The organism is Mesorhizobium sp. M4B.F.Ca.ET.058.02.1.1 (assembly GCF_003952505.1).
GTDB lineage: Bacteria > Pseudomonadota > Alphaproteobacteria > Rhizobiales > Rhizobiaceae > Mesorhizobium.
Window position 1 is genome coordinate 1,939,087 of sequence record NZ_CP034450.1, and the last position, 25,709, is coordinate 1,964,795.

The window sequence follows — 25,709 nt, forward strand, 5'->3', positions numbered from 1 at the left end:
AGCGCCGCGACGCTGTGATGGCATGCCCAAGCTTTCAGCTGGCTTTCAGTCATTTTAGCGGCTGCCGAAATGGAACCCGGCGAGTTTGCCGGTTAGGAGGCGCCGAGAGCCAGCACGTCGCGCATGGTGTACTCGCCGGGTGGGCGACCGGCGACCCACAGCGCGGCCGCCATGGCGCCGCGCGCGAACATCGAGCGGTCGTCGGCCGAATGCGACAGCGTCAGTACCTCGCCGTCGGCCAGGAAGCTGACGCTGTGCTCGCCGACAATGCTGCCGCCGCGCGCCACCGCGAAGCCGATCTCGCCGGACGGACGTGCAAATGTGACGCCGTCGTGGCCGCGCCGCGCCGCGTCTGCCAGCGCAACGCCCCGTCCCTGCGCGGCCGCATCGCCCAGCATCAGTGCCGTGCCCGAGGGCGCGTCGACCTTTGAGCGGTGATGCGCCTCGAATATCTCGATGTCGCAATCGCCGGGGCCGAGCGCGCGCGCCGCCTGCTCGACCAGCCCGGTCAGCATGTTGAGGCCGAGCGAGTAACTGCCGGAACGCACGATGGCGATCTTCTTCGCGGCGGCGGCGATCGCGGCAAGTTCGGCGGCGTCGAAGCCGGTCGAGCCGATCACCAGCGCCGGACCGCCGCGCAGGGCGCAAGCCTCGGCAAGCTCAGCCGACGCGGCCGGCGTGGTGAAGTCGATGACGACGTCAGCAAGCGCCAGCGCTTCGTCGCGCTCGTCCAGAACCTCGCCGGTGGCGCCAGGCCGGTGGAAGCGGGCGGCGAGCGCCAGACGCGGATCGGCCACGACGGCTTCCACCATCTGCCGGCCCATGCGGCCGAGCGCGCCGGCTATGGCGATCCTGAGCGGCTGCGGCATGGCTATTCCTGTCGAGAGGCTAGTCGGAACAGAGCTTTAGCACGCCGCCTTGCCAAATTGATTCAGCCGGCAGTCGCGCCATTCGTCTTCAGCATCATGCCGGCGATCTCCTTTACCAGTTTGGCGGCGACAAGCGCAGTGACGTTGGAGAGGTCCTGGCGCGGATTGTATTCGACGACGTCGGCGGCGACGATTGGCTGGTCGATTGACTGGATCAGACCGATCACTTGGCGGGTAGTGAACCCGCCTGGTTCGCGATGGGAAATGCCGGGCGCGAAGGCCGGATCGAGAGCGTCGATATCCATGGAGACATAGACCGGCGTCTTGAGGTCAAGCCGCAGCCCTTCCTTGAAGTGCCGCATCTCCACCACCTCGACACCGAAGCGCTTGAATTGGTCGCGGTGGTGGTCGTTGACGGTGCGCAGGCCGACCTGGATCAGCCGGTCGGCAAGCCGCTCCTCCATAATGCGTGCGAAGGGCGAGGTGTGCGAGCGCGGATTGTCATCATAGGCATGATAGATATCGGGATGGGCATCGATATGCAGGATCGTCAGGCTGGGGTGGCGGCGCCGCACCGCGCGCAGCAGCGGCCAGGTGATCGCATGGTCGCCGCCGAGCGAGATCAGCGGATGGCCGGCATCCAGCGCGCGACCCACCTCGTCTTCGATCCGCTCCCACGGATCGCCGGCCTGCGCGAAATCGATATCGCCATGATCGATGAAGCGGTCGCTGAGGTCAAAGCCGGTTTCCGACCATGAACTGTAAGCATCGCTGGTGAGCTCGCGCCGGATGAGCGGCGGCGCTTCGGCCGCACCGCGCAGCCAGGACGAATTCTCATCATGCGGAATGCCCAGAAGCGAGATCTTGCTCACGACATCCTCCCTCGTCGCAACAGACAGGGTGTCTCTATAGACGCGGGATCTGGCGGCTGCGACGGCAGGCGCTTGGGCCAGATCGCGGGGTCAGGCCCTAAGCTCTTGCGGCTTGCGCAACCACACCTTGTTGTCGTGCAGCGCCGCACCGCCATAGGGCGCCGGCGCGTCGGCGCCGGTCAGCACATTGATGCCCTCGCCGCGCTCATGCGCGCTGTTCGGCCAGATGCCTTCGGCGATCACCACGCCACGCTGGATGCCGTCGAAGAACTTGGCGTGCAGCACCAGTTCGCCGCGCTGGTTGCCGACCTCGACGCGACCGCCATCGGCAAGCCCCAGCCCGGCGGCATCCTCGGGATGCAGCAGCAGCACCGGCCTGCCCTCCTTTTGCTTCGACACCGGCGTCTCGGCAAAGGTCGAGTTGAGGAAGTTGCGCGCCGGCGAGGTGGTCAGCCGGAACGGATGCGCCTCGTCCGCTGCCTCGATCAGCTCGACATGGTCGGGGAATTCCGGCAGCCGCTCGACCGGCCCGAACAGGCCCATGCTCCTCGGCGGCCGGTTGGGCGCCGCCTGTCCTGACCAGTCGGGGCGGAAGCGGAATTTTCCGTCCGGATGGCCGAAGCCGTTGATGAAATGCGCCGCCTCGAAATCCGGCTGCATATCGATCCATTTCTGTTCCTTCAGGCTGTCGAAGCCGCCCAGCCCGCGCTTGCCGAGGATGATGTCGATATGCTCCTTCTCGGTCAGGCCGAAGCCCGGCCTGTCGCCGACGCCGAGCCGTTTTGCCAGCTCCTCGATGACGAAATGGTTGGTGCGCGGCCCCTCGGGCGGATCGATCAGTTTTGGTCCCAGCGTGATGTGCTGGTTGCCGCCGCCCTTGTAGATGTCGTCATGCTCCAAAAACATCGTCGCCGGTAGCACGACATCGGCGAGCCTGGCCGTGTCGGTCATGAACTGTTCGTGCACGCAGGTGAACAGGTCGTCGCGCAGAAAACCCTGCTTCACCAGCCGCTGCTCGGGCGCGACATTGACCGGATTGGTGTTCTGGATGAGCAGCGCCGTCACCGGCGGTCCGCCATAGAGCGCGTCGCTCGCCCCGGTCAGCACGGGGCCGATGCGCGAGTGATCGAGATGACGGATGTTGGGATCGCGCATCGCTGTACCTTCGAGCACGTCCTGGTTCAGCTTGAAGATGCCCGAATTGGAGTGGAAGGCGCCGCCGCCCTCATATTGCCAGGCGCCGGTGACGGCGGCGATCGAGGCCGCAGCGTGCATGTTGACCGAGCCGTTGCGCTGGCGCGAGAAACCGTAGCCGAGGCGGAAATAGGTCTTCTTCGTCGTGCCGACGAGATGCGCGAAGGTTTCGATCTCGGCGACATCGAGCCCGGTGATCGCTGCCGCCCATTCCGGCGTTTTTGTCCGCAAATGCTCTTCCAGCCCGCGCGGATCGTCAGTGTATTTCTCGAGATAGGCGCGGTCGGCAAAACCGTCGCGGAACAGCACATGCATGACCGCGCAGGCCAACGCGCCATCGGTGCCGGGCCTCAGCACCAGGCCCATGTCGGCCTGTTTCGTTGTGGCATTCTCATAGACGTCGATGACGACGATCTTGGCGCCGCGTGCCTTGCGTGCCTTGATCGCGTGGGTCATGACGTTGACCTGGGTGACCACGGCGTTGGTGCCCCAGATCACCACGCAATCCGACTTCGCCATCTCGCGCGGGTCGGGACCGCGCAGCGCGCCCGCCCCCGCCATCCATCCGGTCCAGGCGAGATTGGTGCAGATCGAGCCGAAGAAGCCGGAGTACTTTTTCGCGTGGCGCAGCCGGTGGATGCCGTCGCGCTGCACCAGACCCATCGTGCCGGCATAGTAATAGGGCCAGACCGTCTCCGAGCCGTATGTCTCCTCAGCCTTGAGGAACTTCTCGGCGACGAGGTCGAGCGCCGCGTCCCAGCTGGATTCCTTCCAGGCGCCCTCGCCCTTGGCACGCGCCCTGATCAGCGGCTTCAGCAGGCGGTCGGGATGATGAACGCGGTCGGCATAGCGGGCGACCTTGGCGCAGACGACGCCAGCCGTGTAGCTGTTGGCCTTGGCGCCATGGACGCGGCCAATGCGGTTTTCGTCGAGCAGCTCGACTTCGAGCGCGCAGGTGGACGGGCAGTCGTGCGGACAGGCCGAATGGCCGAATCGCAGCTTGGCGTGCTGGTTCATGGGGGTTGTCTAGCGGGATTCAGGCGCGGCGTGTAGGTCCAGATTGGGCGCGAGTTGGCACTGTTCTGCCAAGATGTGCTGCGCAGTGGGGTTGCGGCAGTAGGTCTTTTTGCGCGGCGTTGAAACAGCCAATCTCCCCACTTGTGGGGGAGATTGGCTGTCGCTGCCGGTTTCGCCAATCGCCAACCTCGGGGATTGGCGCGACGCCCCCTCACATGCCGAACCAGCGCGCGCGGCGGCTGGAGCCGAAATGCTCCTTGTCGGCGCGCAGCGCGAGCGAGGCTTCGTGGTAGGTGCCGGTCGGCTTCGGGCCGGAGAAGAAATCGACCTCGACCTTGCCGATGCGGCCGCCGCCGAATTCGATGTAGCAGGTGCCGAAGCCGTCATACTGTTTCGCCGTGCCGCTGTTGGTGAGCTTAACGATCAGGTCGCTGGCGACGGCACGCGCCGCACCCTCCGCGAACACGCCGGCCTTCGGCGTGCCGGTGTTGGCGCCGTCGCCCACGGCATAGACGCCGGCATAGTTCGTCTCCAGGGTCCTCGGATTGACCGTGATCCAGCCATTCTCTGCCATGCCGCTGGCTATCACCACGTCGGGCACGCGGTGCCTGGGCACGCCGAGGAACAGGTCGAATTGCATCTCCACGCCGTCGTCGAGGATTGCGACCTTCCGCGCATTGTCGATCGACGCGACGCGGCGGCCCGGAATGAAGCCGATGTTTCGCTCGACGAAGGCGGCGACCAGGGCGCGCGAGGTTTCCGGCGACGGCGGCACCGGGCTCGGCAGCGGCAGCACGAAGTTGATCTCGCAGGCTTCGCGCACGCCGCGCTTGACCAAGTAGTCGTGCAGCATGAGCGCGCATTCGCTGGGCGCCGGCGGGCATTTGTAGGGCGCGCCGCAAACCCCGACCAGCGCCCTCCCCTTGGTGAAGGTGGGCAGAACGTCGCGCAGCCGCTCCGCACCCGCGACGGTGTAGAATTCGTTGGTGTCGGCGAGCCCCGGCGTGGCGTCGAAATCGTAGTCGGCGCCGAGCGCCACGACGAGGAAATCGGCCTCGTGGACGCCGCCATCGGTGGTGACGCGCCGCCGCTCCGGGTCGATCGCGGTGACCGTCTGCCTGAGCAGGTGCACCCCCGGCTTCGCATAGTTGGAATAAGGCAGGCGCACGGCGTCCGCGGTCCTGTGGCCGAACATCACGTCGAGCTTGGAAAAGCCGAAGACGAAGGCGTCGCTCTTGTCGATCAAGGTGACGTCGATGCCGTCGCCGAAGGTCTCGGAAAGCAGGCTGGTAAGTTCGAGGCCGCCAAAACCCGCCCCAAGGACGAGGACGCGCGGCTTGCTGGAAGTGTTCATGTTATCCTCTCATATTTGCTTGGAATGACGCGCGTCGTACCCAAGGTCCCTATGACCCGTGCCTGAGGGTGGCGGCGTCCTCGGCGAAGATCACGCTGAAAAAGCCGTCGATCATTGTCAGCGTGTCGGCATCGCTCATGCCGGGCAGCGCCGGGAAGTCGCCCTCCAGATCCACCTTCGTCCTGCCGCCCATCGGCGTGTAGCTGTGGGTGAACCGCGCGCCGTCGAAGGCGCCGCCGGTCAGCCTGGTCTCGATGCCGCGCGGCGGATCGAGCCTATGCTGGACCTGCATGGCGAAGGTGCTTCCGTCGGGATTATAGACCTCGGCGTCGAGCGTGACGATGCTGCCGGCCACGCCCGCGAGCCGGTGGCTCTTGAAGGCCAGATGCCGGTGGTTGCCGGCGCTCATATATTCGAACAGCCGCTCCGGCGTGGCGTCGAAGACGGCGATGGCGGGCTTGACGTAATGCACGGTCATGGCGGTCTGCTCCTGCGATTGTGCCAGGGCGCGCGACCGGGAAGCGTCTCGCCGCTCCCCGGCCGCGGCCCACGCGGCCGCGGCTCAGGCGTGCGGCTGCGGGACGATGCGGATGTAGGGCTTCGGCGCCTTCCAACCGTTCGGGTAGATCTTGGCCGCTTCGTCGTTCGACACGGAGCCGGCGATGACGACGTCCTCGCCCTGGCGCCAGTTGACCGGCGTCGCGACCCGGTGCTTCGCGGTTAGCTGCAGGGAGTCGATGACGCGCAGGATCTCGTCGAAGTTGCGGCCGGTGGTCATCGGATAGGAGATCAGCAGCTTGACCTTCTTGTCCGGCCCGATGACGTAGACGTTGCGCACCGTCTGGTTGTCGGCCGCCGTGCGGCCTTCCGCCGTGTCGCCGACGGTGGCCGGCAGCATGTCGTAGAGCTTGGAGATCGCAAGCGTCGGGTCGCCGATCATCGGGTAGTTCGGCGCATGGCCTTGCGTCTCCTCGATGTCCATGGCCCAGCTCTGGTGCCGGTCGACGGGGTCGACGCTGAGCCCGATGATCTTGACGTTGCGCTTGTCGAATTCAGGCTTGAGCTTGGCCATGTAGCCGAGCTCGGTGGTGCAGATCGGCGTGAAATCCTTGGGATGAGAGAAGAGGACGCCCCAGGACTCGCCGAGCCATGAATGGAAGCTGATATGGCCTTGCGTCGTCTCGGCTTCGAAGTCCGGGGCGGTGTCGTTGATGCGGATGGACATGGTGAGTTCTCCTGTATGAATAGGTTGACGCGGCGATACTGACCGACCGGCGTTCCTCCACCGTTCCCCGAATGCGCTTTGCGTGTGCCGGCTCTTTCAATCGGCATCGATGCAGGACTATGGTTGCCCGGGGCGTCTGGGGAGCTGAAATGCGTGTAGAGGTGGATTTGCTTGGCCAGTTCCGCGTGTCCGTCGATGGACGCGCGGCTTCCGCGGCCGCATGGCGGCGCACCAGCAGCGTGACGCTGGTCAAATTGCTGGCGCTCGCCCGGCGCCACCGGCTGCACCGCGAGCAGGTGATGGACGCGCTGTGGCCTGACCTCGAGCCGGAGGCGGCGGCCGCCAACCTGCGCAAGGCCGTGCATTTCACCAGGCGCGCGCTCGGCGCGCATGAGATCATAGAGCTCGACGGCGAGATCGTGGCGCTGGCGCCGGACGCCGAGATCGCCATCGATGCCGCGCTGTTCGAGGTCGAGGCGACGGCAGCGCTGCAGGCGGGCGATAAAGTCGCCTCGGAGCGGGCGGCCCAGCGCTACGGCGGCGACCTGCTGCCGGAGGACCGCTACGCGGAATGGGCGGAAGAGCCGCGCCAGCGTCTGCGCGAGCTCCATGTGCGCCTGCTGGAAGTGGCCGGCCTATGGGAGCGGTTGCTGGCGGTCGACCCCGCCGACGAGCGTGCCGCGCGGGCGCTGATGCAGGCGGCGCTCGAGGTCGGCAATCGCGGCGAGGTCGTCAGGCAATTCGAGCGGCTGCGCGAAAGCCTGCGCGTCGATCTCGGCGTCGGCCCGCAAGCGGCGACGGTCGCCATCTACGAGAAGGCGCTGGCGCTCGGCGATGCGCAGCCGACCGGGATCGCCGAGCGGGTGCGCGGGCTTTTGGCCTGGGGCATCATCCAGCTCAACAGCGGCGACTTCGGCGATGCCGGGCGAAAGGGCACGGAAGCCCGTACGCTGGCGATCGCGGCCGCACTCGGGCGCGAGGTCGGCGAGGCCAGCGCGCTGATCGGGCTCGCGGCGCACATGCAAGGCCAATGGCAGGAGCTTTTCCAGTCCGAATTCGTCGACTGGGTTCGCGGCGCGCCAAGTGTTGCCTCCAATGTCTTCGACGGCCATCTGTGCCTGGCGGAATTCTGCCTCTACCGGGCCGGCGGCCATGAACACATGGCAAAGGCGGCGCGCGAGCTTTTGGGCATCGCCGAGGCCGCCGGATCGGTTCCAGGCCGCGTGCTTGCCTCGCTGATCCTCGGCGAGGCGGAGCTGTTCTCGGGGCGGCTCAGGGCAGCCGAGGAGCTGTTGACCAGCGCAGCCCAGCTCAGCGCTGCAGCGCGCGCCCCTTTCGGCGAGGCGCTGGCGCTGCATCGACTCGGCGAAATCGCGCTGGCGCGCGGCCAGAAATGGCGCGCCGGCCGGCTCCTGCAGAAGGGCTTGCGTCTTGCCGAATCGACATGGCTCGCCCCGCATCTGCTGATCCGCTTCCAGGCGCTGGCGGTCGAGGCGGCGGCGACGCAATCGCAGGCGATGGAGGCGATCCGGCAAGGCGATCGCCGGCTCGCCGAAAAATGCACCTGCCAGCCCTGCTCGATGGGTTTCCGTGTCGCGTCCTCGATCGCTCTGGCCGAGGCCGGCGAACTCGACCAGGCGAGCCGGCGCATCGACGAGGCCGAGCGGCTGGCCGGCATGTGGCAGGGCGGACCGTGGGTCGCCGCCGTCTGGGAAGCGCGCGGCGTGCATCGCCAGGCGCGGGGCGAAAGCGACCAGGCATCGGCACTGCTGCGCGAAGCGGCCGCGCGCTACGCCGAGCTAGGCCGCCCGCGCGACCGGGAGCGATGCCTGGCGCGGGCGCAAGCGGTCGAGGTGAGGTTGGCCGGGTAGAAGGCGCCTCGCCTTCTCCCCTACTCCGCGATGCCTTCCTCGTACTCGGCCGACATCGTCAGCCATTTGTCCTCGTTGGTGGCGAGCGTGGCGGCGAGTTGCGAGCGCTCCTTGGCCAGCCGTGTCGCGGTCGAGGGGTCCTTCTCGTAGATCGCGGGATTGGCGAGTTCGTCCTCGATCAGGTCGATGCGCTTGCGGATGCGGTCCATCAGCGCCTCGGTGGCGCGGATTTCTTTCGCCAGCGGTTCGAGCGCGGCGCGGCGCTGGGCTGCTTCGCGGCGGCGGTCGGCCTTGGAGGCCTTGTCTGCTTCCTTCTGTTCGCGGCGGATGGAGGAAACGCCGGTGACCAGCGTCTTGTAGTCCTCAAGGTCGCCGTCATAGGGGTTCACCGCGCCGTCCTTGACCAGCCACAGCCGATCTGCGGTGGCCTCCAGCAGATGGCGGTCGTGCGAGATCAGGATCACCGCGCCGGGGAAATCGTTCAGTGCATGGATCAGCGATTCACGGCTGTCGATGTCGAGATGGTTGGTCGGCTCGTCGAGGATGAACAGGTTCGGCCCGTCGAAGGCCGACAGGCCCATCAGTAGCCGAGCCTTCTCGCCGCCGGAAAGATCCTTGGCCGCCGTGTTCATCTTCTCGGTCGTGAGGCCGAACTGGGCGACGCGGGCGCGCACCTTCGATTCCGGCGCCTCGGGCATCAGCCGGCGCACATGCTCATAGGCGTTTTCCTCGGGGCGCAGATCGTCGAGCTGGTGCTGGGCGAAGATCGCCACTTTCAGGCCCGGCGCCACGGTCATGGTGCCGGTCTCGGCCTTGAGCCGACCGGCGAGCATCTTGGCGAAGGTCGACTTGCCGTTGCCGTTGGCGCCGAGCAGCGCGATGCGGTCGTCGGCATCGATGCGCAGCGTCATCTTCTTCAGGATCGGCGCGCCCTCGGTGTAGCCGACATTGACGCCGTTGAGCGCAACGATCGGGGAGGCCACCGTCTTCACCGGCTCGGGGAAGGAAAACGGCCGCACCGTGTCGTTCACGATGGCCGCGATCGGCTTCATCTTCTCCAGCGCCTTCAGGCGCGACTGCGCCTGCCTGGCCTTGGTGGCCTTGGCGCGAAAACGCTCGACGAAGGACTCCATGTGCTTGCGCGCCGCTTCCTGCTTGACGCGGCTCTTCTCCTGCAGTTCGCGCTGCTCGGTGAGCTGGCGCTCGAACTGGTCGTAGCCGCCGCGCCAGAAGGTCAGCTTCTTCTGGTCGAGATGGACGATCGAGTTGACGGCGCGGTTGAGCAGGTCGCGGTCGTGCGAGATCAAAAGCACGGTGTGCGGATATTTGGAGACGTAGTTCTCCAGCCACAGCGTGCCTTCGAGGTCGAGATAGTTGGTCGGCTCGTCGAGGAGCAGAAGGTCGGGCTCGGAGAAGAGCACGGCCGCCAGCGCGACGCGCATGCGCCAGCCGCCGGAGAAGGACGATGCCGGACGCTTCTGCGCGGCGTCGTCGAAGCCGAGGCCGGCGAGGATGGTGGCCGCGCGGGACTCGGCCGAATGCGCGTCGATGTCGGCCAGCCGCGTGTGGATCTCGGCGATGCGGTGCGGATCGGTGGCCGTCTTTTCCTCTTCGAGCAGTGCCTGGCGTTCGGCATCGGCCTTGAGCACGATGTCGATCAGCGGCTCCTCGGTGCCCGGCGCCTCCTGCGCCACCTGGCCGATGCGGGTGTTCTTCGGCAGGCTGATCGAGCCGGTCTCGGACGGGAAGTCGCCGGTGATCGCCTTGAATAAGGTGGTCTTGCCGGTGCCGTTGCGGCCAACAAGACCCGCCTTGGTGCCGGCCGGCAAGGTCAGCGAGGCATGATCGAGAAGCAGGCGCCCCGCCATGCGCAGCGAGAGATCGTTGATGATAAGCATGGCCGCGCTTTTGCACGGCTGGCCGGCGCTTCGCAAGTGCCACGCCTGGACGAGGCTTCGCCAGCGGCCGCGGGCGGCCTGATTGCAAAAAGCGCGGCCGGGGGAACCAGATGCGTCGCGAGGCGTTTGAGGCCGGTGATCCGCTACGTCGCCCTCGCCTTCATCTTCTTCCAGGTCGCCACGACAGCCGCGCTGGCGACGCAGGTCGTGCTGTTCGACGGTAGTGGCGACGGCGCGGCATCGCTGGAGGCGGCACAACTGGCGGGACAGTGAGCGCGGCGCCGAAGCAGTGTTCGACGCAAACCTGAACGTCAACGCACCGCCGCAACGCGCCGTGCAACCAGATGGTCACACGGCGTCGCTGCGTCGGGGAGCCTTATCTTCGATCCGGAAAATCAGGCCTTGGGCTTGCGCTTCGCCACCTTGGTCGGCTGAGCCGCGGCCGGCTTGCGGCCAAGGCCGGAAGATTTGGCCAGCGCCGAGCGGGTCGCCGAATAGCTGGGCGCCACCATCGGGTAGTCGGGCGCAAGGCCCCATTTGGCGCGATACTCGTCCGGCGTCAGGCCGTGGTCGGTGGCGAGATGCCGCTTCAGCGACTTGAACTTCTTGCCGTCCTCCAGGCAAACGATATGGTCCGGAAACACCGAGCGTTTTGGATTGACGGCAGGATTGAGCACCGGCGCTTCCTTGGCGGCGGCAACGGCGCTCAGCTTGCGCACCGAGGCGCTGACGCTGGCGATCAGATCCGGCAGTCCGGAGGCCGGAAGCGGATTGTTGCCGACATAGGCCGAAACAATGTCGGCGGTCAGTTCAATTGCGGTCTTGTCATCGATATTGTGCAATTTTTTTTCCCTCTGCCGGCGATCAGGTCACCAGCTATAGTTGTAGACTTTTGATGATGTATCGATTTTGACCGTGCTCCCCAACGGATCGACAAGATTCAATAAACCCTGCAGACTCAATACGAGCTGATATTTTCATGGCCTCGGGATTCGCGCAATTTAGAAAATCTAATACTTCGAGGCGACAGACTTGGACGGGTCGGGATCGGCCAAAATTTCGAGAATACGCTTCCAACGGGCACAACGACCGAAATCTTTCTGCTCAATAGCCTTTTCCGCCTTCATCGCGGCGTAAAGCGGCGCCTCGGCGCCGAATTCCTTTACCAGCCAATGCGCTTCCTGTCTGGCGCGGCGTTCGTCCTCGTCAAGCATTGTTCCCGGCCTCCGGACCTTCGATGCCCACCGCAATGCAACTGCCAATGACGAGGACGGCCCCGGCAACGGCCGTCGTCGTCAGCGTCTCGCCCGAAAGCGCCAAAAGCAGCGTCGAGGCGATCGGCGTGAGATAGGCGGCAACCGCAACCTTGCCGCCTCGGTCGAGCTTCAGCGCCCGCGACCAGAAATAATAGCCGAGCCCCATCGGGCCGGCACCGAGATAGAGCCCGGCAACGACATAGACCCCAACCGGCCAGGCGACGCCGTCGCGCAGGCACCAGGCGAAGGTCAGGGCCACGCCGGCAAGCGCGGACGGCAGCAGGAACCGGTCCGGCGGCGTGGCCAGGCGGCCGACGGCGATCGAATAGAAGGCCATGCACAGCGCCGAGCCGAAGGCTGCGAGATAGCCGGCGGGATTGCCCTGGAACCATGATTGCTCGCGCCCGCCCGAGATGACCAGCGCCACGCCGAGAAAGCCGAGCGCGGCGGTGATGCCGAGCAACACGGGGCGGCGCGGGCTGTCCAGCACGATGATGGCGGCCGCCACCATCAGCGGCCAGGTATAGGCGACGAGGTTGGCCTCGATCACCGGCATCGCGGCAAAGGCGATGTATTGCAGGACCATGGTGCCGACGAGGCCGATAAAGCCCACGGCAAAGGCGGCGAGGTTGGTTGTCTCCCCCTTCTCCCCTTGTGGGAGAAGGTGTCGCCGAAGGCGACGGATGAGGGGTGTTCCAGCTTGGCAACGACGGCGATCCCGCCAACACCCCTCATCCGTCTCGGCGCTGCGCGCCGATCCACCTTCTCCCCTAAGGGGAGAAGGTAAGGTGCGCAGCCTGATCAGCGCAAAGACCAGCGCGGCGCCGGTGAATTGCAGGAACTGCACCAGCGACACCGGATGATTTTCAAGCAGCGACTTGCCGACCAGCGCATTGGTCGACCACAGCGCCACCGCGCCTGCGGCAAAGGCCAGCGCGGCCGCGGGAGCCGTTCCATCCCGGACGATCCGGGATGGCGTCCTGTTTTCCTGCCTGGCCATGAGCTGTTCCGAATTGTGGATCAGTAAAGCAAGCCGGTTCCCGCCCATGACCTCATTACCATGATTCCCTGGCACCGCCGGAGACCGGTTCGGTGACCGGCTGCGGCGCGGGATGTTGTTCGGCAAAACGGCGATAGGCCGGCAGCTGATTGTTCCAGACGTCATCGGCCAGCTCGTTCACCCATTCGCGGTCATGATCGTTGTCGGCGGCGAGGTAGAACATCCGGTTGTCGTCGACATAGGGTTTTGCGACCGAACGCTGGTTGAGCACCAGGGTGACGCGCGAGCCGAGCTGGATGGGCGCCGTGCGGTGCAGCACGCCGAGGAACTGGCCGAGCGTCGCGTAGTTCATCTTGTGGTCGATGCGCATGATGCGGTTGCGCGGGATCTCGCGTCCGGATTCCAGGATCGCCCGCCCGGTCTCGGAATCATCGCAATAGATCTCCAGATGACCGCCGATCAGCGGATCGCTGATCGACAGCGGGATGAGCTCGGTGACCGGCACGCCGTCGCAATGCCATTCGACGGCACCGTCCTTGGGATTCATGAAGGTGACCGTCGAGCCGACGATCGACAGCGGATAGGGCTCGAGCTTGGTGCCCATCATGTCGGAGAGCCGCTCCAAGCGGAGCTTGTCGTTCAGCAGTTCCTTGATCTCGGGAATGTAACGGTCGGCGCCGGTGATGAAGGTAAGATCGAGATGCTTGTGGATGGCGTGGCTGGACTTCAGCTTCAACGCGGCCTCCTCGATCGCGGCAAGCAGCGCCGGGTCGTAGCCGTGCAGATACTGCGCGACGCCGAAGCTCGACACTTTCCAGGCGGTGTCGTGGCCGATGATGGCTTCACGGCTCATCGCATAGCGCAGTTCGGGGATGGTATGGGCGTTCATTCTACTTCTCCAGGTGGGGGCAACACTTGGTAAACAGTCGATTAATCCGCCCACCCCTGTAAATTTAGGAATGCTGGTGCTACCGTAAGCCCAGCTTAAGGTCGAAAACGGTGCGTCTGCTCAGTCAGGTCAACCTCAATTCGCTGAAGATCGTCGAGAGTGCTGCCAGGCACGGGAACTTCACGCGCGCCGGCGAAGAACAGTTCATCACCGCCTCGGCAGTCAGCCAGCGCGTCAAAAGCCTGGAAGATCAGTTGCGCTTCAAGATCTTCCAGCGCGGCGGCAACGCCGTGTCGCTGACGCCGGAAGGCGAGACCTATGTGTCGCGGGTGCGCGAAGCCCTGGAGCGGATCGTGGCGGCGAGCATGGAAGCGACCGGGCAATCACAGGCGCATGTGCTCAAGATCTCGGTGCTGCCAACCTTCGCAGCGCGCTGGCTGTTCCCGCGCCTGCCGATGTTCCAGCGGCAATATCCAGACATCGAGATGCGCGTCTCGACCTCCTACGCCACGCATGAGTTCGCGACCTCGGAGATAGATCTCGAAATACGCTATGGCGACGGCAGCTTCCCCGGGCTGCAGGCGGACCTTTTGTTCAAGGAAGACCTGACGCCGGTGTGCAGCAGGAAACTCTTCCACGAGATCCTCGGCGACAAGCCGCTGTCGAAGGTGACGCCGGATGATCTTCGGCATTTCACGCTCCTCCATTCCGACACCTGCACCCAGAACTGGCAGTCATGGCTTGCCTTTGCCGGGGCGAGCTTCGTGCTCGGCGAGACCAAGAGCATATATTTCGATTCCTGCATGATGTCCTACGAGGCGGCCAATGCAGGCCTGGGCTTTGCCGTCGCCAACCGCGCCTATATGGCGAGCGACATCCGCGCCGAGCGGCTGGTGGCACCGTTCGCGGTGCATCACCCCAACACCGCCGGCTGGTACTTCGTCAGCCCCGATACCCAGCACGCGGCGCGCAAGGTTGTGCTGTTCAAGCAATGGGTGATGGCGGAGGCGGCGCTGACTCAGCGCCAGCTGGACCTTGAGATCGCCGGGGTGCCAGTGAGGCGGGCGGCGATGGCTTGAGACAGCCGCTCGCTCATTTTTGAGGCTATACTTCACACTATGTGGGCAACCATCAGGTACAAATGACGATGCCCTGTCGCAACTCTGGGTTTTTGTTGTAGATTTCACACAATACACGAATTTTCAGACGAATTTCACACAATTCGAGAAGTCTTCCCCAACCCATCCCCTGACCTGGCGGCAAGACTCAGCTATAGTCTGTTTTGCGGCGGGCCTGACTTTCCCGCTTGGCCGGCGCTTTCCGCTTCCTCCCAAGCAGCGCCGGCCTTCTTCTTGCAGCGCCTGTGGTCATCTCGCCGCGCCGATCGCTTCATGAGCGGCGCGTCACTGCGCCGGCGGCGTCCCCTGCTGGTCGCCGCCAGTTGTGGACTTCGGCACCGGGTTCTTGTCGACCTGCGGATTCTGGTCGACGGGCGCCTTGGTCGGCTGGACATTGTTGTCGCAGGCGGCGAGCGCGAGCCCCAAAGCCAGCAGCATCGGAAGCTTCATCATGACAACCTCCTCTCGTTCGCCCCTTTTATGAGGGCAAACGAGGGGATGGCTGATTGGTTGCACTTCGAGCAGGTGGCGAGGAAGACGGCGGAACAAAATGCCCCCTCCCCGGTTGGTCCGCCGAAGGAGAATTGATCATGTTCCGTCTGCTGATTGTTGGCCTGTTCGCCTATGCGACCTACCGCTTCGCCAAGAAGGTCATCGACGAGGTGCCCGACAGCTTCGAGCCACTGCCGCTGCCGGAGGATGAGGAACGCCGGTCGCTGCGGCGCCAGTCGGCGGCAATGGGCGTAGAGACACGGCGGTAGGCAAGCCAAACTCCCCTGGCGGAGATTGGCAGCGTCGCAACCATTGCGAACAAAGCGGAAACGATGCTTGATGGGCGATGAACCTCGCCATCCGTGATTCGTCTTTCCGGCCTGCCTATCTCGACAAGCTCAATGCCGAGCAGCGGCTGGCCGTCGAGCATGGCGACGGCCAGGTCGCGCCGCCGCTGCTGGTCATCGCCGGCGCCGGTTCCGGCAAGACAAGCACGCTCGCGCATCGCGTGGCGCATCTGATCGTCAAGGGCGCTGATCCGCGCCGGATCCTGTTGATGACCTTTTCCCGTCGCGCTGCATCTGAAATGGCCAAGCGCGTCGAGCGGATCGCCGGCGAGGTGCTGGGGCGCGACGCTTCCGTCATCGCCGACGCGCTCTTCTGGGCCGGCACCTTCCACGGCATTGGCGCCAGGCTCTTGCGCGACTATGCGCTGGAGATCGGCCTCAACCCCGCCTTCACCATCCATGACCGCGAGGATTCCGCCGACCTGATGAACCTTGCCCGGCACGAGCTTGGCTTCTCCAAGACCGAGGGCCGCTTCCCGACCAAGGGCACCTGCCTGCAGATCTATTCGCGCGCCGTCAACGCGCAGACGCCGCTCGGCGAGGTGCTGGGCGCGGTGTTTCCGTGGTGCGCTGGCTGGGCAGACCAGCTCAAGGAACTGTTTTCGGCCTATGTCGAGGCCAAGCAGGCACAGAACGTGCTCGATTACGACGACCTGCTGCTTTACTGGGCGCAGATGGCGACCGAGCCGGAGATCGCGGCGCATCTGTCGTCGCGCTTCGACCATGTGCTGGTCGACGAATACCAGGACACCAACCGGCTGCAGGCGTCGATCCTGACGGCGCTGAAGCCCGACGGCTCCGGGCTGACCGTGGTCGGCGACGACGCGCAGTCGATCTACTCGTTCCGCGCCGCGGAAGTGCGCAACATCCTCGACTTCCCAAAGCAGTTCGCCCGGCAAGCGTCGATCGTCACGCTGGAGCGCAACTACCGCTCGACCGAGACGATCCTGGCGGCGGCCAATGCGGTGATCGGCGAGGCTTCCGAGCGCTTCACCAAGAACCTGTGGAGCGAGCGCAGATCGTCCGAGAAGCCGCTCCTGGTCAGCGTGCGCGACGAGGCCGAACAGGCGAGCTATGTCTGCCAGGCGATCCTCGCCGAGCGCGAGGCCGGCACGGCGCTGAAGTCGCAGGCGGTGCTGTTCCGCGCCTCGCATCACAGCGGGCCGCTGGAGATCGAGCTGACGCGCCGCAACATCCCCTTCGTCAAGTTCGGCGGGCTGAAGTTCCTCGACGCCGCCCATGTCAAGGACATGCTGGCGGTGCTGCGCTTTGCCGAAAATCCGCGCGACCGCGTCGCCGGCTTCCGCGTGCTGCAGCTGTTGCCGGGGATCGGCCCGTCGGCCGCCGCGCAGATCGTCGAGACGATGGCGACATCGCTCGACGAGGCGATGGGGCTTGCCCGCTACCGGCCGCCGCAGCGCGCGGCCGAGGACTGGCCTCCCTTCCTGTCGCTCTACGAAGGCCTGCGCGCGGGCGCCAAGTGGCCGGCAGACCTGGAACGGATCAGGCTCTGGTACGAGCCGCATCTCGAGCGCATACATGAGGACGCGACGATGCGCCGCGCCGATCTCCTACAGCTCGAGCAGATCGCCTCCGGTTACCCGTCGCGCGAGCGTTTTCTCACCGAGCTGACGCTCGATCCGCCTGACGCAACCAGCGACGAGGCCGGCCCTCCGCATCGCGACGAAGACTATCTCATCCTGTCGACCATCCATTCGGCCAAGGGCCAGGAATGGAAGAACGTCTTCGTGCTCAACACAGTCGACGGCTGCATCCCGAGCGACCTCGGTGTCGGCAGCAAGGAGGACATCGAGGAGGAGCGGCGCCTGCTCTATGTGGCGATGACGCGGGCCAGGGACACGTTGCATCTCGTCATGCCGCAGCGTTTCTTCGTGCACGGCCAGGCGGCGCGCGGCGACCGCCATGTCTATGCCGCGCGCAGCCGCTTCATCCCAGCCTCGATGCTGAATGCCTTCGAGCAGACGTCCTGGGCGAGCGTGCAGGCGAAGGACGATCCGCGCCGCCAGCCGCAGGTCCGCGTCGACCTCGGCCAGCGCATGCGCGGCATGTGGAAATAGGCGAGATCTTGCCTGCGGCATGCCTGTAGCGGCGGTGGCGTGATCTTGCTTTCCTGCACCCGGCACAGACACCCCAGTCGTGCAGACATGGCCCAATGCACCGCCGCGCTGCCAGGCAGACTGCGGGGAAGCGGCATGATCGGCAGATGCCGCCCGTTGATGCGGCGACGCCCTGCGCCATCGCTGACGGGAACCAGCTGGCATCTGTGCGCGTGACGCGCGTGACCGGCGCCTATGCCGTTTCCATGGATTGTCTGGTCCTCCATGCCCCGGATGCGACGGACTGATTGGGTCCGCATCGCGCCGGGCCTCACGAAACGTGTCAGGGGCCCGCTCCATCGCGATGGAACCATCCACCGCCGGACGGGTTTCCGTTAGCGGGACCTAATGCAAAGGAGGCAATGATGAACAAGCTGATCCTCGCGGCCATGCTTGGCCTGGCAACGCTGGCGCCGACTGCAATTCCGGCGCAGGCGGCAAGCCTGACGATCACCACCGACGACGGCACACGCTACAGCGACGACTATTCCTGGCGCCGCCATCATCGCCATTATGCCATGCGTGACTATGATCGTGACTATCGGCCCCATTGGCGCCATCACGACCGCGACCGCTGCAAGGTCCGGGTGCACAAGCGCTGGCACCACCACCGCCTCGTGATCAAGCGGGTGTGGAGCTGCGGCTGGCACCGGGGCTGGTGACATCGGGGGATGGGCGCGAACCACGGCTAGAGGCCGGTGAGCGCCCGCCCGCCGAGGGAGGGCTCAAATGCGCTTAGTTCCCAGCAGCATGAGCCGTCGGCAGCGGCTTGGCCAATTGGCCGGACGGCTGTTCGTCAATGTCGTTGCCGCACTTGTTGCCGGCGTCGCCATCCTCTTCCTGGCGCTGTCGACGCACCATCCGGGGCCATCCGCGCCGGACCAGTTCATAACGACCGCGGCGCCATGACATTGGCCGGAGTCCATCTATCGTCGTAGCGCAGCGCTTCGACCAGCACAGCAAAGGCCGGCGAGGACCGGGCAGTGAGAAAAGGGGAACCCACTAACCCTTCTGCCCTTCTGCCCTTCTGCCCTTCTGCCCTTCTGCCCTCTGCCCTGAAAATCATGGAACCTCCCGCCGCCTTCCGCGTTCCTTGGCGTTCGACCCCCGACCGGAGAGCGGCGCCCGCCATCTCCGCCCCAAACCCAAGAGGCCAGAATGCACGACAGGACGTTCTTCACCCCGGTCGCCCTCACCGTAGGCGCCGGCCACAAGCGCATGATCGCGTCACTGTTCGACATGCATGAATTCCTGACAGAATTCCCGCCGTCGCGGCGGCGGCTGAGCTATGGTGCCGCGGTGAAGGCCTGCGAGGCCGCGCGGGCCGGAGGAATCTCCGCTGAGGCGGCACGCGATGCGCTGATCACCTTCGCGGTTACGGCAGGCATCCTCTGGCCCGCCGCCCAGCCCGCCGTCTCGGTCAAGCCGGTGGCGCGCAGCTTTGGCGGCTATGCGGCATGAAGTGAGTGAGTAGCGAATAGGGAACAGCGAGTAGGGACGGCAATGAATGCGCCAGCCGGCGCACAGCCATTCGCTATTCGCTACGCACTATTTGCTACTTCTCAATGAACCGTCGCGGCGTCGTCGGTCAGCGTGCCAAGCAGCGCGGCCGTCGCGAAGCTGACCTGGTCGCGGCCGTTCGACTTTGCCTTGTAGAGGTGGCTGTCGGCCGTCCGGTACATGTCGGCATAGGTGGTGTTGCCGCTGAAGGCGACGCCGCCGATGCTAACCGAAAGCGGACAAGGCCGGCCGTCGGGCGAGAATTCCACCTCGCGGATGCGCCGCCTGATCCCTTCGGCGACCAGCCAGGACTGCGACGCGTCGGCGCCGGGCAGAAAGACCGCGAACTCCTCGCCGCCGATGCGGCCGACAATGTCGGCGCCGCGCAGTTGGCCCTTGATCGTCTTGGCGATCAGCTTCAGCGCCTGGTCGCCGCAATCATGTCCGAGACGGTCGTTGATGGTCTTGAAATGATCGGCATCGACGATCAGGAAGGCGCCGGCATCGACGACCGCCTGGCTGCGGGCCTGATCGAGATAGGCCTCGACGAGCATCGAGAAGGCGCCGCGGTTGAACACCGCCGTCAGACTGTCGGTGGCCGCGACGATGCTCAGCGCCTTCTGCGCGACGGCCAACTGGCGCATCTTGAACATCAGGAAGAAGAAGAACGATCCCGCCAGCACGAGCGGCAGCAAAAGGTCCGTCATCTGCGCCCGCCACAGCGCATCGGGCGACAGCAAGGGAAAATTGTAGGAATCGACGAAAAAGGCCGCGGCGATGCAGACCGCCGTGCCGGCAATGGTGACCGCGATGACCCTGCCCCAGCTCGTCGGGGACAAATCGATGCGCATTCCCTTGCTCCACTACAACTGGCCTATCTTGCAGCCGGAGCGCAAACGAATTCCTAACATATTAGTTGCAATTCAAATGTGGTTAACCGCCTGTCGAAGGGCGACCGCCAGCTGTAATGCGCAAAAGGCCCGCCACCTCGTTAGCGCCTGGATAGCGGGCCTTCCGACTGGCCGGAGGCCAGGAGAGTGCCGGCGCACGGCCTCACGGCTGGTTCGACACCCCCCTCGCCGGAAATGTCAGTGCCGCGCGATCATCAGGCAGAGCTGCCGCAGGTCGCGATCATAGGTGCCTTCGCTGCTGAGCACGTCGACGCAGCGCTTCTTCATCCGTGCCAGTTGGCCGCTCGACATTTCGGCGACAACGGAGGCCAGGTTCGGAGTTCCGGGCGGAGTCGCGCCGGGAGCTCCAGGAACGGTGCCGCCAACACCGACATTGGCGCCAACGCTCGTGCCGCCGAGCGTCACGCCGGCCGCGCTGTTGGTGCCGTTGCCCAAGGTCGCAGTGGCTCCGGCGCCGTTGGTGCCGCCGATGGATGCCGTAGCCGTGGAATCGCTCCCGCCGATGGTGGCGGCCCCATTGGCGCCACCCGAGCCGCCGATCGAAACGCTGGCGCTGGTGTTGCTGCCACCGAAAGATGCATTTGCGTCAGCCCCATCTGGGCCGCCCGCATTGGCGTCGGCGCTGTTGCCGCCAACGGATACGCCGCCAAGTCCACCAAGCCCGACGCTTTGCGCGTTCGCCGGCATGGCAAGAACAACGATGATTGCACCACTCGCCAATGTGCTGGCGAATCTCTTTACGATACTAGCCATAACACTCTCCTGTGTGGTTACTACTTCTGCATTGCAGCATTCTGCAACTTAAACGCACGTTCGTTCTTCGAAAAGATACGTGGAGAGTGGTGTTTTGGTTTCTTTAGCTCGTGCTCATATCACGAATCGTAGTTTTCAATCGCTGCACTTCTGCTCGAAAGATTTAGACGAAATTTCTCTTATTTTAAATTTCAGGAACTTAAGCACCGGGTTCCTGCCGGAACGTCAGGCGTAAGCGCGGCCTTCCTCGCTGCGCTGGAACAGCACCAGGTCGAGCGGCACAGATGGTCGGCCAAGCACGGTCAGGATCATGTGCGCATGGCCGCGATGATGGGTCTGATGGTTGAAGAAATGGCTGAGCGCCGGCGCCAGCCGCTGCGAGATGGTGCGCATGTCCGAAAGGGTCATGTAGGAGAAGCGGCCGGCGAGCGCCTTTTCGCTCATGCCGTCGATCCAACTGATGATCCGCTTGTCTTCCGCTTCGCGCGCCAGCCTGAGAACGGACAGGGCGCGGTGGACAATCCTGTCGATACTCGCCGGCGCGTCGCCCTCGCCGCTGAAGCGCTTCATCCAGACGCGGTCAGCGACCAGGAGATGGTTGAGCGTTCCCATCATCGAGCCGAAGAAGGCACCGACATCGCGCTCGAACTCCGCGTCATCGAGATCGGCGGCGGCATCGTAGATGCGGCCGTTGGCCCACTGGTTGTAGGCTGCAAACATCATGAAATGCTGTTTCATCTCTCCGTCCTCGCTCGCGTTCCAGTTCAGGCCTACCTAAACCCTTGGAGGATTCGCGCCAATGACGATTCTGGGCGAGTAAGGGAATAGGGCAGTAGGGAAGATAGGGAGGGATACCTACTGCCCCACTGCCCCTACCACCTCCTCCCTCCCCAAATGCGACAAAGTGGACGTGCCTGCGTCGCTTCGCGTGCCTCACCGCCGCCTTGATCGGGGCAAAGAAAGAAGCAGCCGGGCAGACCCGGGCAATCACACGAAGGCAGCGCTGCGGCATGGCATCAGCCCCGGATTTCTCCGACGAATTTCGCCTCGGGCTCATCACCTTGATGCAGTGGCGCCGGGACGTCAGGCGTTTCAAGACGGCGCCGCTTGACGACGGGACGCTGGAACGGTTGCTGGCGCTGGCCAGCATCGCGCCATCCGTAGGCCTCAGCCAGCCCTGGCGCTTCGTCGTGGTCGACGCCCCAGAGCGCCGCGGGGCCGTGCGAGCCTGTTTCGAGCATTGCAATGCCGAAGCGCTGCAATGTTTTTCCGGCGAGCGGGCGGCGCTCTATGCGCGACTGAAGCTCGCTGGGCTGGCCGAGGCGCCCTGCCAGTTCGCGGTCTTCGCCGACCGCACGACGGCGCAAGGCCATGGGCTCGGCCGCCTGACGATGCCCGCCACCATCGACTATTCGGCGGTCATGGCGGTTCACACGCTGTGGCTGGCGGCTCGCGCCGAAGGCATAGGCATGGGCTGGGTGTCGATCCTCGATCCGGCCGAGATCGCCCGCATCCTCGACACGCCGCCGGAATGGACGCTGATCGGCTATTTCTGCCTGGGCTACCCCAGCGAGGAGGATTGCGTGCCGACGCTGGAGCGTGAGGGCTGGGAACAACGGCGCCCGGCAGTGATCCTCAGGCGATAGCGCGCCTCGGCGTTTTGAAGAACGCTGAACCACTCCAGATATTTGTCCTACGCAAGCCCGAACGAAAAACCGCTACACACTTTTCCTGGAATCCGGTCACTTCGCCGCATCCTTGTCGACGAGCCTGACGCAGATCGGATCGCCCTGCTCCATGCGGGCGCACTGCCATTCCGGGCCGAAGCCGAAATTCTCGCGCGATCCCATTCCGGGATGGAGCAGCAGGACGAAGGCCACGGCACCGAGGAGGACGGCGACAAGCAGGATGCCGGCTACATCCCCGCGTCTCAGATAGGGCCAGTTCATCTCGCGCCGCGCCCGGCTTCCTTCGTTCCTGTCCCGAGCCTCCATTGTCGCGCAAAGCGCCGCCCTTGGCTAGAACGCCGCCGGCAAGTGCTTCCCTTGGCGCTCCCCTTGGCAAGGGGCGAAGCGGCTTGTATAGAGCCCGCCACCCCGCAATCCATTCTCATCACAAGGACGACCCAATGGCGATCGAACGCACCTTTTCCATGATCAAGCCGGACGCGACCCGGCGCAACCTGACCGGCGCCATCACCAAGATGCTGGAAGACGCCGGCCTGCGCGTCGTCGCCTCCCGCCGGGTGTGGATGAGCCGCCGCGAGGCGGAAGGCTTCTACGCGGTGCACAAGGAACGCCCGTTCTTCGGCGAACTGGTGGAGTTCATGTCCTCGGGCCCGACCATCGTGCAGGTGCTGGAAGGCGAGAACGCGATCGTCAAGAACCGCGACGTGATGGGCGCCACCAACCCGGCCAACGCCGCCGACGGTACCATCCGCAAGGTACATGCGCTGTCGATTGGCGAGAACTCCGTGCACGGTTCCGACGCACCGGAGACCGCGGCGCAGGAGATCAGGTACTGGTTCTCCGACACCGAGATCGTCGGCTGAACCTTCAGCACGACGAGTGATTGAAGGCGGCAGCCGGTCGGACCGGCGCCGCCTTTTCGATTCCTGAGGGGTGGACAGACCCGCCGGTCGCGCTAGGTTGATGCCATCGGTGATAACTTCCCAAGGGCATCGCCGGCTGTGAGTGACTATCGCGCTTCCGCCCCTCCAACCTGAAGCGGGCGATGATCAATCCCAAGGTTTCCACCAGCGGCGTCGCCTACCCTGACGACCTTGTCCTGCTGAAGCGTATCTATGACCGCATCTGCCAGGAGCGGGGCATCGGCACCGGCAGCCCCGAAGCCGCGGACCTTGCCGCGCAAGCGATGGCGCTGGATCTTCGACGAAGACGAAATCAGCCGAAGCCTCTCCAGTCAGTAGTGCCTGCCGGGAATTTCCGGCTTGGATTGAAGCGGCGATCGAGACATTCCAGCAGGCCAGGCCGACCAGCGCCATTCCCGGCTTCTTCCAAGGCACCGAAATGCCGTCGAGCACCTGGTGGGAGGCGTTATGGCCAGACCCCGCCGGTGTGCTGAGATCCGGCACGGAGGCGATCGACCTTTGCTGCGGCGACGGTTGGTTCACCTTGCCGATGGCGGCATGGCCCGGCACGTCGTTGGCATCGACATCGATGCCAGCCAGTTGGAGGCCGCCCGGCGGCGGCTGACTTACCACTATGGCGCGCTTTTCGAGAAGGCAAAGGGCTGAGCGCAACCGTTGCCGGACCTACGCAGCGGATGCCCGCCGCCCCTCGCGGCGGATTCCCGTCATTTCGGTTGGCGCTCCTTCACATTCGCATGCTCGTTCGCCGCTTCCGTGTCGGTTGCCGGCGTCTGGGTATCGGCGCCGACAAACGGACTGCCCTGCCCGGGCGCGAGGTCGCCGCTGTGACCGGCCTTGTTGGGCTGCAAGGCCTGGCTGTCGGGACTGAGGCCATGCTGGAGGGCCGTGACCAGATGGTCGTCCGCCCTGGCCATGCCAGCGAAGGCAATCAGCGATGTGGCTGCAAGGATAAGCGCGTGCTTTTTCATATCTGGACTCCTTTGAGTGGCCAGATCGAGCCGCTTTCGATCCGGGCGACTTCAGTGAGGGACGTATCCCTTTTGCCTGCCCGCCATATGGAAGGAAACGCTCAGCGCGGTCGGATTATTCCGGCGATAGTCTCGCAGCCGCCCCCAGGAGGACGATATGGCCAGCCATTCCGGCCTTCGCCGATCGGTGGTATCTTTGACGCGTGTGGTAGCCCATCCATCGTCAGGTAGACTCTTATGGCTGCCGATCGGGGAATCGCGTCCGCGATCGAGAATTGCTACGACGCCGCGTTCGAATTCGGGCGGTGGCCGCAAGCGCTGCAAAACCTTGCCGATTCCCTGGGGACGACGAGTTGCGTCATCCGCGTCCGTGATGACACGCACCCTTTTCGGAGCGATCAGCGCAACCGGACCAGGCCGACCCCGGACTCGACAGAGCACGCTGAATTCGCGGCGCTCTGGCTCGAAAACATCGAAGGCGCTCCCGACCCACATCCGGAGAGGGCAGAGCGGCTTTCGAAGCCCGCAATTTGCTTCACAGTCGAGGACGAAATCACCACGCCTGAGGAGCGGAGGTTTCTGCCCTACTATCAGGAAATAGCCGGTCCAGGACATCGTGAGTGGTGGGCGGCCGTTTGCTTCCCGGTGAAGAAGCGCAGATGGGTTCTGTCGATGTACCGCGACGCCCGCAGCGGGCCATTCGATCCGTCCGCGGCCGATCATTTCCTGCGCGCGGCGCCGGACCTCAGCCGGGTCATCAGCCTGGCCGAGAAGATCTGGGAGATTTCGCTCGACCCGACCCTGGCCGTCCTCGATCAGTTCAATTTTGGCGCGGCGCTGCTCGACTGCCACGGGCGCCTGACGCGTTGCAACGAGCATGCGGATGCACTGCTCGGCTCGGGCCTCGTAGTTCGCCATGGCCACATCCACGCAGCCGACCGGGAGAGCGATTCCCGCCTGCAGCGGATGATCAGCGCCGCCGTCTCAAGCCCAGTGGACGGGTCGTTTTTGGCCAGCCCGGAAGTCATCACCCGCGACGCTTCGTTCTGGCTCCTTGCCGAGCTGGTGCCGATGACTGCATTCGTGCGCGACCTGTTCAACGGCGGTGACTTTCTGCTTTGCTTCACCGACCTTGTGAGGGAACATGCGCCATCGGCACGCTTGCTCGGCCAGGCTTTCCAACTCACGGCAGCCGAAGCGCGGCTGGCTTGCAGCCTGACCGCCGGCGACGGGATCGACGCCGCGAGCGCCCGATTGGCGATTGGCCGTGAAACCGCGCGAACCCAACTCCGCGCGATCCTCGCCAAAACGGGAACGCATCGCCAGGCCGAACTCACGGCGCTGCTATCACGCTTGCGCGCCCCCTAACACCACTGAACTGCGCGTCACCCATTCGGGTGAAGCGCGCATGCGCTTGCCACCGCATACTTCCCCAACAGATTGCCGA

At 64.9% G+C, this 25,709-nt stretch carries 29 protein-coding genes; 12 read left to right on the forward strand and 17 right to left on the reverse strand.

The annotated features are described in order from the left end of the window. Positions 1 to 92 precede the first annotated feature (92 nt). The 6 genes from dapB to EJ073_RS10000 all read right to left on the reverse strand — a co-directional run bounded on the left by dapB (position 93) and on the right by EJ073_RS10000 (position 6,531). The gene (dapB, locus tag EJ073_RS09975; protein ID WP_126055574.1) at positions 93 to 869 is read right to left on the reverse strand and encodes a 4-hydroxy-tetrahydrodipicolinate reductase; all 777 of its coding nucleotides are present in this window, start codon (positions 867 to 869) and stop codon (positions 93 to 95) included. Positions 870 to 931: 62 nt separating this feature from the next. Then, entirely contained in the window at positions 932 to 1,741 is an 810-nt protein-coding gene (gene speB, locus EJ073_RS09980; protein WP_126055575.1) for an agmatinase, read from the reverse strand. A gap of 90 nt (positions 1,742 to 1,831) precedes the next feature. Next, positions 1,832 to 3,952, reverse strand: a complete 2,121-nt coding sequence (locus EJ073_RS09985) for a molybdopterin oxidoreductase family protein (protein ID WP_126055576.1) — start codon at positions 3,950 to 3,952, stop codon at positions 1,832 to 1,834. 211 nt (positions 3,953 to 4,163) lie between these two features. Continuing rightward, on the reverse strand, positions 4,164 to 5,306 hold the full coding sequence (locus EJ073_RS09990) for an FAD/NAD(P)-binding oxidoreductase (protein WP_126055577.1): 1,143 nt from the start codon (positions 5,304 to 5,306) through the stop codon (positions 4,164 to 4,166). Positions 5,307 to 5,355: 49 nt separating this feature from the next. Further along, on the reverse strand, positions 5,356 to 5,784 hold the full coding sequence (locus EJ073_RS09995) for a hypothetical protein (protein ID WP_126055578.1): 429 nt from the start codon (positions 5,782 to 5,784) through the stop codon (positions 5,356 to 5,358). Positions 5,785 to 5,868: 84 nt separating this feature from the next. After that, positions 5,869 to 6,531 carry a peroxiredoxin gene (locus tag EJ073_RS10000; RefSeq protein ID WP_126055579.1) on the reverse strand — a complete coding sequence of 221 codons (663 nt, stop codon included), beginning with the start codon at positions 6,529 to 6,531 and terminating at the stop codon, positions 5,869 to 5,871. Positions 6,532 to 6,680: 149 nt separating this feature from the next. Between EJ073_RS10000 and EJ073_RS10005 the strand changes: the two genes are divergently transcribed. Next, positions 6,681 to 8,402, forward strand: a complete 1,722-nt coding sequence (locus EJ073_RS10005; RefSeq protein WP_126055580.1) for a BTAD domain-containing putative transcriptional regulator — start codon at positions 6,681 to 6,683, stop codon at positions 8,400 to 8,402. A 20-nt stretch (positions 8,403 to 8,422) separates the two neighbouring features. On the opposite strand, the gene EJ073_RS10010 is transcribed toward EJ073_RS10005, so the two are convergent. Next, entirely contained in the window at positions 8,423 to 10,300 is a 1,878-nt protein-coding gene (locus tag EJ073_RS10010; RefSeq protein WP_126055581.1) for an ABC-F family ATP-binding cassette domain-containing protein, read from the reverse strand. Between the two features lie 135 nt (positions 10,301 to 10,435). On the opposite strand from EJ073_RS10010, the gene EJ073_RS31505 reads away from it, so the two are divergent. Beyond that, positions 10,436 to 10,573 (forward strand): hypothetical protein, encoded by a 138-nt coding sequence (locus EJ073_RS31505; protein WP_189347935.1) that lies wholly within the window; start codon positions 10,436 to 10,438, stop codon positions 10,571 to 10,573. 122 nt (positions 10,574 to 10,695) lie between these two features. Here EJ073_RS31505 and EJ073_RS10015 read toward each other — a convergent pair whose 3' ends face one another. From EJ073_RS10015 to EJ073_RS31510, 4 genes are all read right to left on the reverse strand, one after another. Further along, the gene (locus EJ073_RS10015) at positions 10,696 to 11,142 is read right to left on the reverse strand and encodes a MucR family transcriptional regulator (RefSeq protein ID WP_126055582.1); all 447 of its coding nucleotides are present in this window, start codon (positions 11,140 to 11,142) and stop codon (positions 10,696 to 10,698) included. 168 nt (positions 11,143 to 11,310) lie between these two features. Further along, positions 11,311 to 11,514 carry a hypothetical protein gene (locus tag EJ073_RS10020; RefSeq protein ID WP_126055583.1) on the reverse strand — a complete coding sequence of 68 codons (204 nt, stop codon included), beginning with the start codon at positions 11,512 to 11,514 and terminating at the stop codon, positions 11,311 to 11,313. Next, positions 11,507 to 12,556, reverse strand: coding sequence for a DMT family transporter (locus tag EJ073_RS10025; RefSeq protein ID WP_126055584.1), 1,050 nt, complete (start codon positions 12,554 to 12,556; stop codon positions 11,507 to 11,509). The genes EJ073_RS10020 and EJ073_RS10025 overlap by 8 nt, the downstream gene beginning before the upstream one ends. A 55-nt stretch (positions 12,557 to 12,611) precedes the next feature. After that, on the reverse strand, positions 12,612 to 13,445 hold the full coding sequence (locus EJ073_RS31510; protein WP_189347456.1) for a hypothetical protein: 834 nt from the start codon (positions 13,443 to 13,445) through the stop codon (positions 12,612 to 12,614). 110 nt (positions 13,446 to 13,555) lie between these two features. On the opposite strand from EJ073_RS31510, the gene EJ073_RS10040 reads away from it, so the two are divergent. Then, positions 13,556 to 14,524 carry a LysR substrate-binding domain-containing protein gene (locus EJ073_RS10040; protein ID WP_126055585.1) on the forward strand — a complete coding sequence of 323 codons (969 nt, stop codon included), beginning with the start codon at positions 13,556 to 13,558 and terminating at the stop codon, positions 14,522 to 14,524. Positions 14,525 to 14,848: 324 nt separating this feature from the next. Here the strand turns inward: EJ073_RS10040 and EJ073_RS31515 are convergent, their stop codons facing one another. Continuing rightward, the gene (locus EJ073_RS31515) at positions 14,849 to 15,016 is read right to left on the reverse strand and encodes a hypothetical protein (protein ID WP_189347458.1); all 168 of its coding nucleotides are present in this window, start codon (positions 15,014 to 15,016) and stop codon (positions 14,849 to 14,851) included. Positions 15,017 to 15,153: 137 nt separating this feature from the next. Between EJ073_RS31515 and EJ073_RS31520 the strand changes: the two genes are divergently transcribed. From EJ073_RS31520 to EJ073_RS10060, 5 genes are all read left to right on the forward strand, one after another. Then, positions 15,154 to 15,324, forward strand: coding sequence for a hypothetical protein (locus tag EJ073_RS31520; protein ID WP_189347460.1), 171 nt, complete (start codon positions 15,154 to 15,156; stop codon positions 15,322 to 15,324). A gap of 77 nt (positions 15,325 to 15,401) precedes the next feature. After that, positions 15,402 to 17,480 carry an ATP-dependent helicase gene (locus EJ073_RS10045; RefSeq protein ID WP_126055586.1) on the forward strand — a complete coding sequence of 693 codons (2,079 nt, stop codon included), beginning with the start codon at positions 15,402 to 15,404 and terminating at the stop codon, positions 17,478 to 17,480. A gap of 404 nt (positions 17,481 to 17,884) precedes the next feature. Next, complete coding sequence (locus EJ073_RS10050; protein ID WP_126055587.1) at positions 17,885 to 18,181, forward strand: hypothetical protein; 297 nt, start codon at positions 17,885 to 17,887, stop codon at positions 18,179 to 18,181. Positions 18,182 to 18,248: 67 nt separating this feature from the next. Next, on the forward strand, positions 18,249 to 18,428 hold the full coding sequence (locus EJ073_RS10055) for a hypothetical protein (RefSeq protein WP_126055588.1): 180 nt from the start codon (positions 18,249 to 18,251) through the stop codon (positions 18,426 to 18,428). A 249-nt stretch (positions 18,429 to 18,677) separates the two neighbouring features. Further along, positions 18,678 to 18,980, forward strand: a complete 303-nt coding sequence (locus EJ073_RS10060; RefSeq protein ID WP_126055589.1) for a DUF982 domain-containing protein — start codon at positions 18,678 to 18,680, stop codon at positions 18,978 to 18,980. A gap of 101 nt (positions 18,981 to 19,081) precedes the next feature. Here the strand turns inward: EJ073_RS10060 and EJ073_RS10065 are convergent, their stop codons facing one another. From EJ073_RS10065 to EJ073_RS10075, 3 genes are all read right to left on the reverse strand, one after another. Next, positions 19,082 to 19,870 carry a GGDEF domain-containing protein gene (locus EJ073_RS10065; protein ID WP_126055590.1) on the reverse strand — a complete coding sequence of 263 codons (789 nt, stop codon included), beginning with the start codon at positions 19,868 to 19,870 and terminating at the stop codon, positions 19,082 to 19,084. 237 nt (positions 19,871 to 20,107) lie between these two features. Then, positions 20,108 to 20,683 (reverse strand): hypothetical protein, encoded by a 576-nt coding sequence (locus tag EJ073_RS10070; RefSeq protein WP_126055591.1) that lies wholly within the window; start codon positions 20,681 to 20,683, stop codon positions 20,108 to 20,110. Between the two features lie 225 nt (positions 20,684 to 20,908). Next, positions 20,909 to 21,421 carry a DinB family protein gene (locus EJ073_RS10075; RefSeq protein WP_126055592.1) on the reverse strand — a complete coding sequence of 171 codons (513 nt, stop codon included), beginning with the start codon at positions 21,419 to 21,421 and terminating at the stop codon, positions 20,909 to 20,911. Positions 21,422 to 21,693: 272 nt separating this feature from the next. Here EJ073_RS10075 and bluB point away from each other — a divergent pair, with 272 nt between their 5' ends. Further along, positions 21,694 to 22,329, forward strand: coding sequence for a 5,6-dimethylbenzimidazole synthase (gene bluB, locus EJ073_RS10080; protein WP_126055593.1), 636 nt, complete (start codon positions 21,694 to 21,696; stop codon positions 22,327 to 22,329). A gap of 96 nt (positions 22,330 to 22,425) precedes the next feature. Here bluB and EJ073_RS10085 read toward each other — a convergent pair whose 3' ends face one another. Then, on the reverse strand, positions 22,426 to 22,632 hold the full coding sequence (locus EJ073_RS10085) for a hypothetical protein (RefSeq protein ID WP_126055594.1): 207 nt from the start codon (positions 22,630 to 22,632) through the stop codon (positions 22,426 to 22,428). A gap of 179 nt (positions 22,633 to 22,811) precedes the next feature. Between EJ073_RS10085 and ndk the strand changes: the two genes are divergently transcribed. Together ndk and EJ073_RS32730 are read left to right on the forward strand one after the other, a co-directional pair. After that, the gene (ndk, locus tag EJ073_RS10090; RefSeq protein ID WP_126055595.1) at positions 22,812 to 23,234 is read left to right on the forward strand and encodes a nucleoside-diphosphate kinase; all 423 of its coding nucleotides are present in this window, start codon (positions 22,812 to 22,814) and stop codon (positions 23,232 to 23,234) included. A 597-nt stretch (positions 23,235 to 23,831) separates the two neighbouring features. Then, positions 23,832 to 23,939 carry a class I SAM-dependent methyltransferase gene (locus EJ073_RS32730; RefSeq protein ID WP_281033057.1) on the forward strand — a complete coding sequence of 36 codons (108 nt, stop codon included), beginning with the start codon at positions 23,832 to 23,834 and terminating at the stop codon, positions 23,937 to 23,939. A 59-nt stretch (positions 23,940 to 23,998) separates the two neighbouring features. On the opposite strand, the gene EJ073_RS10100 is transcribed toward EJ073_RS32730, so the two are convergent. Continuing rightward, positions 23,999 to 24,262, reverse strand: a complete 264-nt coding sequence (locus tag EJ073_RS10100; RefSeq protein ID WP_126055596.1) for a hypothetical protein — start codon at positions 24,260 to 24,262, stop codon at positions 23,999 to 24,001. 237 nt (positions 24,263 to 24,499) lie between these two features. On the opposite strand from EJ073_RS10100, the gene EJ073_RS10105 reads away from it, so the two are divergent. Then, positions 24,500 to 25,630: a helix-turn-helix transcriptional regulator gene (locus EJ073_RS10105; RefSeq protein WP_126055597.1), complete on the forward strand. Its 1,131-nt coding sequence runs from the start codon at positions 24,500 to 24,502 to the stop codon at positions 25,628 to 25,630. Positions 25,631 to 25,709: the final 79 nt, after the last annotated feature.